The organism is Paenibacillus sp. FSL E2-8871 (assembly GCF_038000345.1).
Taxonomy (GTDB): domain Bacteria; phylum Bacillota; class Bacilli; order Paenibacillales; family Paenibacillaceae; genus Paenibacillus_AQ.
Genome location: NZ_JBBOBV010000001.1, coordinates 5,339,053 through 5,352,793, shown reverse-complemented (window position 1 = coordinate 5,352,793; position 13,741 = coordinate 5,339,053). Strand labels below are relative to the sequence as shown.

10 protein-coding genes and 1 riboswitch are annotated in these 13,741 nt (G+C 42.3%); of the genes, 2 read left to right on the top strand and 8 right to left on the bottom strand.

Features of this window, described 5'->3' with window-relative positions:
* Positions 1 to 138: 138 nt before the first annotated feature.
* The 3 genes from NYE25_RS24195 to NYE25_RS24185 form a co-directional block, all read right to left on the bottom strand.
* Entirely contained in the window at positions 139 to 1,539 is a 1,401-nt protein-coding gene (locus tag NYE25_RS24195; protein WP_042123999.1) for an NCS2 family permease, read from the bottom strand.
* A 125-nt stretch (positions 1,540 to 1,664) separates the two neighbouring features.
* Positions 1,665 to 1,764: riboswitch (purine riboswitch) on the bottom strand.
* Positions 1,765 to 1,951: 187 nt separating this feature from the next.
* Positions 1,952 to 2,416 (bottom strand): hypothetical protein, encoded by a 465-nt coding sequence (locus NYE25_RS24190; protein ID WP_341147015.1) that lies wholly within the window; start codon positions 2,414 to 2,416, stop codon positions 1,952 to 1,954.
* Positions 2,417 to 2,580: 164 nt separating this feature from the next.
* The gene (locus tag NYE25_RS24185) at positions 2,581 to 3,315 is read right to left on the bottom strand and encodes a CPBP family intramembrane glutamic endopeptidase (protein WP_341147014.1); all 735 of its coding nucleotides are present in this window, start codon (positions 3,313 to 3,315) and stop codon (positions 2,581 to 2,583) included.
* 272 nt (positions 3,316 to 3,587) lie between these two features.
* Between NYE25_RS24185 and NYE25_RS24180 the strand changes: the two genes are divergently transcribed.
* Positions 3,588 to 4,472: a helix-turn-helix domain-containing protein gene (locus NYE25_RS24180; protein WP_339244676.1), complete on the top strand. Its 885-nt coding sequence runs from the start codon at positions 3,588 to 3,590 to the stop codon at positions 4,470 to 4,472.
* A 157-nt stretch (positions 4,473 to 4,629) separates the two neighbouring features.
* Here NYE25_RS24180 and pgmB read toward each other — a convergent pair whose 3' ends face one another.
* From pgmB to NYE25_RS24160, 4 genes are all read right to left on the bottom strand, one after another.
* Positions 4,630 to 5,265 carry a beta-phosphoglucomutase gene (pgmB, locus tag NYE25_RS24175; RefSeq protein ID WP_341147013.1) on the bottom strand — a complete coding sequence of 212 codons (636 nt, stop codon included), beginning with the start codon at positions 5,263 to 5,265 and terminating at the stop codon, positions 4,630 to 4,632.
* Positions 5,262 to 6,962: a glycoside hydrolase family 3 protein gene (locus NYE25_RS24170; RefSeq protein ID WP_341147012.1), complete on the bottom strand. Its 1,701-nt coding sequence runs from the start codon at positions 6,960 to 6,962 to the stop codon at positions 5,262 to 5,264. Before NYE25_RS24170 ends, pgmB begins: the two co-directional genes overlap by 4 nt.
* Before the next feature lie 29 nt (positions 6,963 to 6,991).
* The gene (locus NYE25_RS24165; RefSeq protein ID WP_042184704.1) at positions 6,992 to 8,341 is read right to left on the bottom strand and encodes a glycoside-pentoside-hexuronide (GPH):cation symporter; all 1,350 of its coding nucleotides are present in this window, start codon (positions 8,339 to 8,341) and stop codon (positions 6,992 to 6,994) included.
* A 199-nt stretch (positions 8,342 to 8,540) separates the two neighbouring features.
* On the bottom strand, positions 8,541 to 11,081 hold the full coding sequence (locus NYE25_RS24160) for a GH39 family glycosyl hydrolase (RefSeq protein WP_341147011.1): 2,541 nt from the start codon (positions 11,079 to 11,081) through the stop codon (positions 8,541 to 8,543).
* A gap of 234 nt (positions 11,082 to 11,315) precedes the next feature.
* On the opposite strand from NYE25_RS24160, the gene NYE25_RS24155 reads away from it, so the two are divergent.
* On the top strand, positions 11,316 to 12,893 hold the full coding sequence (locus tag NYE25_RS24155) for a carboxylesterase/lipase family protein (RefSeq protein ID WP_341147010.1): 1,578 nt from the start codon (positions 11,316 to 11,318) through the stop codon (positions 12,891 to 12,893).
* Between the two features lie 103 nt (positions 12,894 to 12,996).
* Here NYE25_RS24155 and NYE25_RS24150 read toward each other — a convergent pair whose 3' ends face one another.
* Positions 12,997 to 13,740, bottom strand: a complete 744-nt coding sequence (locus tag NYE25_RS24150; RefSeq protein ID WP_341147009.1) for a GntR family transcriptional regulator — start codon at positions 13,738 to 13,740, stop codon at positions 12,997 to 12,999.
* Between the last annotated feature and the right edge of the window lies 1 nt (position 13,741).

The window sequence follows — 13,741 nt, the reverse complement described above, 5'->3', positions numbered from 1 at the left end:
AATATAATCTAAATATTGGATGATGAAAAGGAAGAACATCCAACAAGTTAAGTAGGAGAATACATTATCCAAAATAAAAAAACGGCCCCTTCAGTAATGAAGGAGCCCGAGATGAATTTCAGAAATACTGTATATATGTTAGCCCTCGCTACCAAGGAATACATAACGGAGAATGATCAGAATCGCAAGTACCCACATCATCCAGTGAATATCGTATTTCTTCTTACCCGCAAGGTTAGCAACAGAAGCAAGGATTACATAAGTTACGATACCAAAGGAAATACCGTTAGCGATATTATAAGTGAAAGGCATGATAACAAGAGTTAGGAACGCTGGAATCGCAACAACCATATCTTGAAAATCGATTTGACGGATCGATTGTGCCATCAGCACACCTACGACGATCAATGCTGCGGCTGTAGCAGATCCAGGAATAAGAGCAACCACTGGAGCAAGGAACAATGCAAGCAAGAAGCATACGCCAGTTGTTACAGCTGTAAGACCTGTACGTCCACCTTCAGCAACACCTGCCGCGCTTTCTACAAAAGCAGTAGTAGTCGAAGTACCCAGTGCCGCACCACCTGCTACAGCAACTGCATCGACAAACATTGCATTACCTACACGTCTATTACCTTCTTCAGGGTTATCCATAATACCAGCGCGTTGAGCCGTACCTACAAGTGTACCAAATGTATCAAACAACTCTACAAATGTGAAAGTTGCAATCGCTGAAACAATACCTGTGTGCAGGATACCATCCCAGTCAAATTGGAAGAAGTTCAATTGTGTGAAATCAGGAACCCAAGGCGTTGCCGGACTGGACAATGCGCTGAAATCAACTACGCCCATCAACATACCAGCGACAGTTGTTCCCAAGATACCGAATAAAATCGCACCTTTAACGTTCAATACCATCAGGATAGAGATTAGAAGAAGTCCGATAATTACCAATTGGACATTGGAATTCTCTAGGCTACCCATGTGAATGATAGTTTCAAAGGAAAGGACATCTGTAAAAGTGTTAGCAGGAATGTCTTTACCAGCTTCAACACCAATCGTCATGAGTCCACTGTTCTTAAGACCAAGGATCGTAATGAACATCCCGATACCTACTGTAATCGCATGTTTCAAACTATCAGGAATTGCAGTTAGTAAGATCTGTCGCACTCGAGTTACAGTCAGCAAGATAAAGATCAAACCGGAAATAAATACGGCTGTCAGACCCATTTGCCAAGTGAATGGATGCTCTGATGTGGCGGAAGATAGAATTACGGAAGCAAAATATGCGTTAAGTCCCATACCAGGTGCCAATGCCACTGGAAAGTTTATGAACACGCCCATTGCGATGGTGAAAATACCTGCTGCCAGCGCAGTCGCTAGAAATACAGAATACCAACCCATATCAATACGGCCAAATGCTGTTAAAGTACTCGGATTAACCGACAAGATGTAAGCCATTGCCATGAACGTGGTCAAGCCCGCCATGATCTCTGTACGAACTGTGGTGCCGTTCTCTTTCAACTTGAAAAACCGATTCAAATTGTTCTCCCCCTAAGGTATGTTGTGTGTCTGACAGCAACAAAAAGCCGGTATCTGTTAGACACCGGCTCGAAAAAAAGAGTAGTCCCCCATGACCATAGTCCTAATTAAGGACAATGCGGGGTTGCTCTGCTCTTCTTAATCGTAGCCAGGTCATTACGGTGACCTCGTAGAAACTTCCAGGCCAATTCCCGGAAATATACGAAAGAATTATGTTGTTGTGCTCTATCATTTTAGGTGGACATCATATAAGTTGTCAATGATAAAAAGCGAACATTTTCGACTTTATTTTTTCCATTGTTCGTAAATCATGCATTTTCATGCTTTTATCTATCTTCAAACTCGTTCTATCAATGCAGCTTATTAACTATCCAACCACTTTTTAAATGGGTATATTTTACTATACTTCTAATTATTTATTTCTGGTGTACTTATAACTATGCCAAGAATTAGCTAAATGCCCTATCGCTAAACAAACTACTGCAATACTCAGCCAAATAGATTTTCCCCAAATCGCTGCCAATCCGAATGCACATACTGGAAGAACTGCCATCGGGATCGGAATAAAAACTAAAGGGTCCCATAATAATTTAAATTGCTGCCCCTTAACTATATATCGAACCCATAGACCATAATAAACAACGATAAACAAGACGATGAAGGCAGCTACCACACCGAATTTCACATGTTGAAAGTTATCCTTTGAGATTGCAAGAATGCCGATACAACCCAACTGCCCCACTCTCTCCAAAATTGTAAAGACCGGTCCTGCATCTCGAACACCGGCAGGGGCATTCTCAGGTGGAAACTTAATCATTAACAAACTAGGTGCAAGGATAATTAAGGCCATTAGTGTGCCGAGAAGAGAAAACCCCATGTCAATTTCTCCCTATGATAGATTTTTCCCATTTTATCACATTCATATTGAGCAGCTATATAGCGTCTACCACTTTTTTTTGAATACAAAAAAACCTACAGCCCCTTCTTCAATAAGGAGTTGCAGGTGTTTGATTAGACTCTATCGTAAACGCTTGAACCTAATTAATGGTGCATTGAAGATAAAAATGCAAATCCAAAAAGTGTCCAGTCATTCATTACATGCACTATAAACGATGTCCAGATATTTTTAGTCTTAATGTATGGATAAAGCAGAACGACCCGTGCAATACCGATACCAAGAATGGCTTGTACAAGGTTCCAATTATATGTTTGTAAATGGTATGCACCAAAGATAATGGATGCTACAACCCACGCTAAAATAATTGCAGACTTTCTACTCAGTTTAAGCTTTTTCACTGCAAATGCTAGAATAACTAAGAATGGAAGTATTGTTATTAATTCTTCACCAAACAGCATGGGGACCATCTTCAAGAACATCGGAAGTGCATCCGCATAATTACCATTGAAGCTTTCGCCTACAGGATTAGCGCTCACATTAAACAATTTTGAAATAACGAAACCAGCAACAAATGTCACAATAATATTCACAATGTACGTTCCAATAATTAAGATAATATCTTTAGCAACTAATTTTCTGAATAAAGACGTCCATTGGCTTCGTGCAACAAAAATCACTGCTGCCAATGGAAAAATCACATTCATAAAAGGTTGTACTGGGCCTCCAAAACCAATAAGAAACAGAGCGAAGCCCACTGCTACAGCAATAAGAAATATGAGGCCACTCTTCAAATTCAAAGTAGGAGATTGCAAATCACTGTAGAACGGGAAATCATCATTTTTACGCTCAAATCTGAAAAAATCACTTTTATTATTCATAATAAATCAAATCCTTCCAAGGAAATATAAAACTTATGCTTCCATTAATCCATCTAACGTACTTACATCATAATTGCTTTTATGTCCCATTTCGACAAAGGTCTTATAAATAGGACCTTAAATTGAAGAAATTTCCAACGGATTCGATTTATTTACTAATATTTCCAATTAGCTCAAAAAACCACAATGAGTAGATTTTCAAATATCAAAATTTCGTAATCAAATTAGATTCTCTCTGAAATATAATAAAAGCTCACGATTTCAATAAGAGGGTGGCGAACGAATTGAATACCTACGGTGAGGTTGTTCGAAATATACGGACCAATAAGGGATTAAGTCAAAAAGAAGTGTATTTAGATATTATCTCGAAATCATATGCCATTGAATTTGAAAAAGGAAACCATGAGATCACATTAAGGCTGTTAGAACAAATTTTAAATCGACTTATGATGGGGATTGATGAATTTTTCTACATTTATAGAGGTTATAAACTATCTAAACACGATACATTTACCAACAAATATTCCAAAGCTGGAAACAATAACGATCTCGAAGCATTAATTGAGATTTATCAAGAACTACATCAGAGAGAGGATCTGACCTCAAAAATTCATCTGGCAGAAGTCAGGTCTCGTATAAGATTATTGAAGCACTTTAACTTGACGGGTCAGTTTGAGAAGAATGTCATTTTGACAGAAGATATCGAGACGATCACTAACTATCTCAACAATCTCCAATCCTGGACCCTCCAAGAAATGCAGCTGTTCACAAATACTTTAAATTACATAGATTACGATCAAAGAGATATACTCTTTCAAACGCTTATTAAGTCTATGAAAAAATATGAAGCTCACGAACGCGGACGAGATGTCATATGTGTAATGCTAACCAATATGATTTACGAATTAATTATGATCAATCAAATAAGCTATGCAGAGATCTTACTAGAGAACTTAAATAATATTAGCAGTCCTCAATATCAAACGCTGTTCTTTAAGATTGTATATAAGTATTATAACGGTCTAATTAAAATTAAAAGGAACAGTAAAGAAGAAGGAACGAAGCTTGCTCAATCAGCAATCGATGTATTATATGAATTTGGCGAGCCCTATCAAGCAAAAACATTAGAGTCTATATTGTCACAGATCTTACAATAGAGTTTTAGCAAAAGTCCAGTATTTAAGACTCTCCAGCTAGTTGGCAATACATAATAATCTAGTAGAACTTAATTTATAATAAAAAAAGTCGAAAACCCTAAACTACAAGGTTTTTCGACTTTTTAAGACTATTCCCACTTCATCATTACTTCTTATTTTAGATAAGCTTGAGCAGTTGATCTATTCGTTGAAGCGTAAAGGTCGCTTCCTTGCTGTTCACCGCGTCACCTACCGCCGCAACTTCCATTCCTGCATGGACGCCTGCTTGCACTCCGGCTACCGCATCTTCGACAACCAGGCATGCGGATGCATCACATTCCAGCTGACTTGCCGCGAGCAAAAATACTTCCGGGTCCGGCTTGCTTCTTGAGATTTGATTACCGTCGACTACGACGGCGAACCAATCTAACAAGCCTACTTGTTCAAGAATGAACTGCGCATTCTTACTGGAGGACCCTACAGCCGCGGCGACCCCCTTCACCTTCAATCCTTCCAAGGTCTCCGTTACACCGGGTAAGATGTCAGCAGGTGAAAGCTGCTCCAGTAACTTACGATAAATCGTATTTTTCTCCTCTGCTAACGATTGCTTCTGCTCATCTGTAAATTGTTTGTCCGAAGCACCGGATAAAATAATATCCAGACTCTCCATGCGACTCACACCGCGCAATCGGTTATTGACATCCTCATCGAAAGGAATGTTCAGCCGATCTGCTATTTGCTTCCAAGCCTTATAATGAAAATGATCCGTCGATACCAGTACACCGTCAAGGTCAAATATAACGGCACGCATCATAGTCTGGCTTCCCAATAGCCGCAGAACGGATCGACCGGATTGGTTCCTTTAAATTCAGATTTGCCTTGGATTTTGTCAACGATCGCATTCAAGGAATATTCATTTCCTGAGTATGCATTGATGAACGTCGGAATACGCGGCACATCCTGCAAATGGAAAGGGTTCGCCACGGATACGAACATCGTTGGCAATTCTTTAATAAACCATGGAATATCCCCACCATATGGCGGTGTATAGTTAATACGCAGATCTGTCTTATTACTCGCTGTCGCGTAGTTCGCGAAGTAAAGCGCGAAGTCATATTGTTTCACATAATCCCGAACCGACATGAACATGGCTTGCATGTCCATCGGATCATGGACGGTAACTTCAAATCCAGCATTCCGCAGCTTCTCTACGAATGGCTTATGGGTTCCTCCCGCGGAGAAGCTTCCTTCCTCATCACCTAACACGACGAGCAGCATTCTCTTATGCGTTTCCGGTGTAACCGGTAGTAATTGCTGCGTATCTTTCACTAATGTTACGGATTGGTCGGCGCAAGCCTGTGCCCATTGGTGATGTTGCTCAGAACCAATGACCGCTAAAACTGACTCATCAGGAACCAAGGTATTCGTACGAGCTTGCTCATGCAATCTTAAAGATGCCTTCAAGCCAAGAATACGCGTTACAGCTTGGTTCAAGCGTTCTTCCGTCAGAATGCCGTTACGAATGCCGCTTAGCATATACTCTAGATCTTCCTCGAAGTTCCGATTGAAGAGGAAGATATCGCATCCCGCAGCAATCGCTTTTGGTACAGCCAGCTCACGACGTTCTGCTATTGTAAATCCGGCCATTAACGTGGCATCACTGACGATAACACCGTTAAAGTTCAGCTTCTCGCGCAGCAAATTTTGTAGAATTTCTGACGACAACGAACTTGGAAGCAAATCCTCATCCTTTAATTTTGGATTAAAATGACGTTGGTAGGCTGGCTGCATAATGTGTCCGACCATGACCGTATTAGCACCTTCATCAATTAACGTCTGATATACATGTCCAAAAGTCGCATCCCACTCTTCTGTGGAGAGTGAATTTATAGATGTCAGTAAGTGCTGATCCCGATCATCGACCCCGTCACCCGGAAAATGCTTAATCGATACCGCCATACCGTTCTCGTGGGCTGCCTTCATGTAAGCAAGTCCCATATCAAGCACGGTCTCTGGACGATCACCGAAGGTACGAACATTCGTAATCGGATTGCGGAAATTCATATTAATGTCGACAATTGGTCCAAAGGACCAGTTCAATCCCACGGCTCTTCCTTCACTACAAGCCACAGTCCCTAGCTTATACGCCATATCCGGATCATTTGTAGCCGCCACTTGAAGCTGCTTCCCGAAGTAAGTGCCTTCCGTTGCAACCCCATCTCCCCCATTTTCCAGGTTCGCTGCAAGAAGCATCGGTATCTTACTGTTCTCCTGCATGGATTTATGCGCTGAGCGGATCTCTTGCGCTGGACCCGGACGATACATTAATCCGCCTGGCTGGTATTTTTTCGCCATATCGATCAAAGCCGCGTTGTCACCCATCCCTACCGGGCAAAAGAGCTGTCCGACTTTTTCTTCTAACGTTAAGCCTTCTAATGTTTCTTGTACCCATGTAATATCTTGTTCGTTCAGGTTAAATGGTTTCTTCGTCAAATCTACTTGATGTAGCATATTGTTTTCTCCTCTCGATATCCTTGAATTTATAATGCAATGTTATTGCGTGCTTTCAAATCTGCTAGCATTTGACTCTCATCTTTATCTAAGGTATAGAACAATAGTGCGATAATGGCTAAGACGTAACAAACAATAGGAATCCAAATAAAATTTAGTTCGATGGCCCGCAATGCCGAAGCCGTCTGCACTGCTCCCGCTTTATAACCGCTAAGTCCAAGCATCCAGGCGGATAACGCGCCGCCAATACCCATACCGAACTTCACACCGAAGCTTGAGGAAGCTGTCAGCAAGCCTTGTGCACGAACCCCTGTTTTCCACTCGCCGTAATCCACGGTATCCACGATCATAATGAACAACAATCCGCCTGCAAAACCGCCACCAAGACTAACAACGACGCTTCCAGTTATTAGTAATGTGATGCTGCTCGCTTGATCTCCCATGAACATGATCAGTTGACCGATAATTGAAACGATTAATCCGAATATCATGATATTCCGTTTACCTAATTTTTTGGTTAAGGACGGCACGATGACTAAGGTCAAGATCATGACTAGGTTCAAGCCCATTACCATTGGAATCAGGTCAGGTCTTTCAATTTTATACGTGAAATAATAGGTTGTCGTCTGGGTCTTCATGATGTTCGCCACCCAGAAAATAAAGTTTATGAATAACATGATGGCCCACGGCCAATTGCCTTTGATCGCTTTCATGCCCTCTTTGACCGGTAAAGATTTCTGAGAAGAAGCGGATACTACGCGCTCTTTCGTATTGAAGAATGCATTGATGAACAGCACAAATGCAATTGATGCAAAAATGATCATCGTCCAGGTAAAGCCTTTGGCATCATTGCCTTGCCCTAATTTATGAACAATCGGCAATGTAAAGGTCGTTACGGCAATCGTCCCTACCATGGCAAACAGGACACGAATCGTACCAATAACCGTTCTCTCTTGCGGATCACTCGATAGACTGGGCAGAATAGAAGTGACCGGCAAATTGATACCTGCATATAGAATCCCTAACAGGATATAGGTCACGTAAGCGTACACAATTTGTCCCGACGGACTAATATCCGGTACAGAGAACGTTAGCACAGCGATAACGGAAAATGGCAAGGCTAACCATAGGAACCATGGACGCGATTTTCCCCATCTGGTATTTGTCTTATCGATCATGATCCCGAAGAAAGGACTGTCAAAAGCATCGATAACCCGGGCGATTAAAAATAAAGTACCTACAGCAGCCGCACTCATTCCGATCGAATCTGTGTAGTAGAACAACAGATAGGTTGTTACTACTTGAAAGACGAGATTGGATGCAGTATCGGTAAGTGAATAGCTGATTCGTTCAAACCATGGTACTTGTTTGGTTGACATATGTGTTTACCTCCTGCTCATTATCATGCTTTCATTATAGTAAGCGCTAACAACAATAACTTCCCGCTATTTATCCCTGTTCCATCGCAAATTTAACCTCTTTGAAACCTACTTAAGCTTTGTGGAATTGTAGTAAGGTCAAATATGAACCTGTCAGAGGACAAAAAAGACCCCTACATGCCTGCTAGGGGTCGATTTATCATAGATTAGTTCTTTTCATTTCATACAATCGGACTTCATGCGGTGAAAGTTCTGCTTTGAGATTAAATTGCTGATCGATGAGTTGAACGAAAATTTCCCGTTTCGGAAGACTTACACTCCTTAGATAGGAAATATCCTCCGAATGAAGATGTACGGGGTGTCCCATGTCCACCCAACGATCGTAGGAGCTGCCCCATTGGCGGTTCAACACTGTTTTGCGAATCTGATAGCTGCCTGGCGCAAGGCCCGACAATTCCAAGGTAAGCTCGAGCGGATCGTTATGCTTGAAAATGCGATAGCGATCGTATTCATTCAAATGAGAGACATCATTACGACGATACAAGGCATCTGTATGTACATAATGGAATAAGAGCACCTGAATCTCATTCCCTTGTCTCGTAATACAATAGTTCTCGCCGCGCTGGATCATCTCAGAACCTAATTTGGCAAGCATTTGATAAGCGTGATAAGCAGCTTTCTCAATCCCGTTGTTCGTCATCAGCCCGAGTCCACCGTGAAACACTTGATTCGGCACAAGAAACTCTTCCAGAAAATCTGTACTCGTCCAATAACAAAGACTATCCACTTGGTCGATCGTATCGATGACGTTCTTCACGATATAAGCCGATTGATAGCATGTATCATGAATCAAGTCTCGTTGGTTGCCGCTCGAATTCCACTCCGTCAAGTGAATTTCCTTGATATTTGCTCCGGATTCAACAACTATATCACGCGCTTTGACGATGACTTGCGATAAATAATCTTCAGCCGCCGACAGTGTCCAATATTTCGACATTTCCTCTGCCGTCCAAACGAATTCCTCCGACATCCCCCCATCGAGCTGCATGGCATCATAAAAAATCTGATCGAACGGGTAGCTATGGAACGATATAAAGTCGGGCAAACAATGGTTTTGCATGCAGAAGTACAGAAAATCCTGTAACCAAGTATCATTAAGAATCGTTGGAGACAACAAGCTTGGCCCCCCCATTCTAAGCTTCGGATACTTCCGGATCACTTCATGGGTTGCCTGATAGAAGGTGAAATACTGCTCTTGAGTCCCGCTCCAAAAGGAGATGACATCAGGTTCATTCCATACTTCAACATACCAAGTAGTCACCTCTTCAACGCCGTATCGCTCGATACAGTGGTCCATCAGTGCTTCGACGAGCCCCATCCAGCGCGTTAATTGATTGGGATAGCTGACATTGCTCTTTTTCACGAAAATTGTCGCATCACCAGACGCCAGCTTTGAAGGCATAAACCCAAGCTCGATGAACGGCTTCAGGCCTATGCTCAGGAAAAAGTCAAATAGCTGATCCACATAAGTAAACAGATAATACGGCTCGCCTCGTCCGTTCTCATGATACACCATCATCTCGTCGTCAAAGATGCCATGAAACCGGATATAGGAGAACCCGATATCCTTCTGAAGCTGGATGAGCTGCCGCTGCACCTCTCCGAATAAACCCTCTTTCGCTTTGCCAATCGAAGTCAATTTTCGCCAAGTATGCATAAGCGGCGTTGAAGTATTTACATCGAGGTGGATGCTCTCTATCTTTACGACCATTTTATCTTGCATAATAAAGTTGGATTCCTGAGATTCGCTCGGCAAATATTTGAATAGCTCCTTGAAGGCATCCTGTTGATTCATTTCCAGATAATTAGGAGTCTTCGATGCTCTGGCATTCGCATAAGCGGACATATCTCCCGCGCGCTTCGCGCGATACTCTCTCGGCGTTGCTCCGTAAAACTCTTTGAATACCTTATTAAATGATTTGATACTGGGAAACCCGTTATTCAGCGCCACTTGGGTGATCGTTAAATCACTGTAATTCAATTCATCTAAAGCATGCTCCAGACGCACACCGTTAAGGTATTGAGAGAAGGTCGTACCCAAAAACTTTTGGAAAAATCGAGACAAATAGTGCACCGACAAAAATTCTTGCTCAGCAATCTCTGTTAAAGAGATCGGCTTCGCATAATTATGTTGAATGAACTCGGTAATGGCCAAGAGGCGATCCATGAACTTCACATCGGATGATGCATCTTTGCCCTGCAAAGGCTTGGAATAATATTTAACAAGATACGCCATGAGCCGGAACAATAAACCTTTCAGCTCCAGTTCATAACCCAGTGCTTGTTTCGTATACGTCAGCATCATGTACGCCAACATCTGCCGGATCGGATCGAACTCGATCTGATGCTGATGGTCGTATAGATAAGAATCACAATGGAACTGCAGCTCTTTAATTACTGTAAACTGCTCTTCTATATAAGAATGAGACACCTGCAGCGCTAAGATCAAGCTGTTCTCATCGCCACTGATCGAATGAACCTCCTTCGAATTAATAACGGTAATGGCTGATTCGTGCAGAAGATGCCGCTCTTGTTGCCGAAACAACTCGATCGTGCCCTTCAGGACAAAAATAATCTCTAAATTTTCATGCCAATGCATCTGCACATGATTCGGGCGATGAAGCAATAACCGGAACGGAGTATAACGATTGGTTGTGATGACCTCATAGGTAGTTTTCATATGGACATTATTCCACATTTTTTTCGTACTTAGCAATCAGCTAGAGGGTGGTGATGAATTTTGCTGCATAAGGGAATCTTGACTTTTTTATCATGATTATTTTCTTATCCCGAGACCAGACCTGCTGACCTCCAGAAAAGAAGCAAAGAATAAGGATAAAGCAGATAAGTTTCCTGTATTTTTCACTATCGTTCTTTTATTATAATGGGGCTATCTTAGGTAAGGAGGATTTCGATGATGACAGCAAAAAATTTCGTATGTTCCTCAGCAAAACCCATTGTACAGACCAAAGCTGGAAAAATGAGAGGCTTTCAGGTCAACGGCACTCATACCTTTCACGGGATAAAGTACGCAGATGCCAAGCGCTTCCAGATGCCCACAGAGGTAGCGCCTTGGGAGGGAATTAAGGATGCACTCGCTTACGGTTATGTGTCTCCCATGTTAACCCAGGATCAGCCCGTCATGGAAGTGCTGGTTCCTCACCGTTACTGGCCTATGGATGAGAATTGTCAGTATCTGAACATCTGGACCCAGAGCCTTGAACCGCAGGCCAAAAAACCTGTTATGGTATGGCTACACGGGGGCGGTTTCGCAGCTGGCTCTTCTATTGAACAGGTAGCTTATGAAGGAGACAAGCTTAGCGAGTTCGGCGATGTGGTCGTAGTAACCTTAAATCACCGATTGAATATTCTGGGATACATGAACCTGTCTGCTTTTGGAGATAAATACGTCAATTCCGCTAATGCCGGAAATGCCGATATGGTAGCAGCTTTAAAATGGATTCAGGAAAACATTACAGCTTTCGGCGGCGACCCGGACAATGTGACCATCTTCGGACAGTCTGGTGGCGGTATGAAGGTATGGACACTAATGAATACTCCCGCAGCAGACGGCCTGTTCCATAAGGGCGTTATCCAGAGCGGATTAATTGATGGGTTTTTGGACACCCGCAAGACCGATAGTACCGCCATCGTAAAGGCACTGTTGACAGAGCTTAATTTTGGCGAGGTCGAAGTAGAAAAATTGGAAGCGGTTCCTTATCCTCAGTTAGCTGCAGCATATAATAAAGTTGCACCAGCACTCGCAATGCAAGGGGAATACATTGGCGGTAATCCTATGCCTAATGAATTCTATGTAGGCGATCCTAGAGAGGTGGGCTTTACCGAGCATGCGAAGACCATTCCGGTATTGATTGGTAGCGTATTTGGTGAGTTCGCTTTTGGTCCCGGTGTTCCTAACAAGCAGGACGCGACTGAGGAAGCCACCATGGAGATGCTGTCTCAAAAGTATGGCCGTCATACGGAGAAGCTTGTCACACAATTTAGGGAAGCGTATCCGGATAAACACTTGACCGACCTGCTATTCTTAGATACCTTCTTCCGTATTCCAACCAAGGACTTTATTGAGAAGAAGTCCGTACACGAGGAAGCTCCTGCCTACTCCTACTTATTTGCTTATGAATTTCCTTTTGAGGGCGGCAAGATAGCATGGCACTGCGCTGAGATCCCTTTCGTGTTCCATAATACGGAACGTGTTCCCGTGTGCCTCATTCCGGGAGTTTCCGATCGGATGGAGGAACGCATCTGTGGTGCCTGGGTTAGCTTTGCACGCTATGGCAATCCTAACATCCCTTCCCTCCCCCAGTGGCCGGCATGTAAACCGGGAGATGAGGCAACCATGATTTTTGACCGCAACTGTGTAGTAAAGCATAATTTTGATCATGCGTTGATGGATACTTTATTGAAAACGAACCCGAAGCTACCTTTCCTGCCAAGCAATGAGGCCGAAGAAGAAGGATTTATTTTGCATTAACCAATCCCCCCTCGAAAACTCTTTGATTCGGGTCAAAAAAAACTCCCTTCTATCTGCTAAATATCGCAGATAAAAGGGAGTTTTTCTAATCCATTATTATTGGTTAGCCTTTAGACAAAATTAATTTTAAATTTGAGAACTGCTGTGGAATATAAAATTTATTATACATTAACGGATAATCTGGCTCTGTTTTGTCGTAAAGGGTTTCTAGTAGTAAAAAGCACTCGTTCTGCCCCATTAATTTATCTTTCCGATCTGCTAAGTTAACGGTATGCGTATATTTTATTTCAATATTCCCATGGTTAGCATCTACATAAGCCTGATTCTCTAGAAAATCCAGCATTCTCTCTTTACTATCAAGATCCAAAGATAACCTCTCTACTGTTTGCATAGACATAAAAGTAAAAGCGTAAGCATGTAGCTCTCCTCCTGCTCTATACAAACGTTCCAAAGCTACAACTGTAGCTGAATCTCTTCTTAATACTTGTTTGGTATGTTCCGTTTGCGGGTCTAGCCGATAATGTAGATCTACTTGGTCAAATGCGCTTATATGACATTTATGCATGGGGTTGCTCAGTTTCTCTAATTGAGTATCCTCTTGTTTAAAAGAAGATTCAAGTACAAAGTTCCCCTTACCACGAACATTTCTTACTAATCCATCATCTTGCAAAAGAACTAAAGCTTGCCTTAAAGTAGCGCGACTAACCCCTAGTTTTTTGGCTAAATCCGGTTCTGAAGGAAGCTGGCTACCTACGAGGTATTCTCCTTTGTTAATCTGAAGAAGAAGCTCATCATATACACTGATATAAAGCGGCCGTTTCAATTTATCTAGTTTATGCGTGTTCATT